Genomic DNA, 413 nt, shown 5'->3' with positions numbered 1-413 from the left:
TCACCTTTCCCTCACGGTACTGGTTCACTATCGATCACTAGGGAGTATTTAGCCTTGGGAGATGGTCCTCCCAGATTCCGACGGAATTTCACGTGTTCCGCCGTACTCAGGATACATTCAAGAGAGAACGAAGTTTCGACTACGGGGTTGTTACCCTCTACGACGGACCTTTCCAGGTCGCTTCGTCTACCTCGTTCCTTTGTAACTCCGTATAGAATGTCCTACAACCCCAAGAGGCAAGCCTCTTGGTTTGGGCTATGTTCCGTTTCGCTCGCCGCTACTCAGGAAATCGCATTTGCTTTCTCTTCCTCCAGGTACTTAGATGTTTCAGTTCCCTGGGTCTGTCTTCCTTACCCTATGTATTCAGATAAGGATACCATACCATTACGTATGGTGGGTTTCCCCATTCGGAA

Annotated in this window: 1 rRNA gene; it reads right to left on the bottom strand. The window is 48.9% G+C overall.

From position 1 onward, the window contains the following. Window positions 1-413, bottom strand: a 23S ribosomal RNA gene (locus H926_RS0107700); the annotation flags it as partial.

Origin of the sequence: Novosphingobium sp. B-7, from assembly GCF_000410615.1 — a bacterium.
Lineage (GTDB): Bacteria > Pseudomonadota > Alphaproteobacteria > Sphingomonadales > Sphingomonadaceae > Novosphingobium > Novosphingobium capsulatum.
Note: the sequence above shows the minus strand (reverse complement) of the source record. Positions and strands in the feature narration are given on the sequence as shown.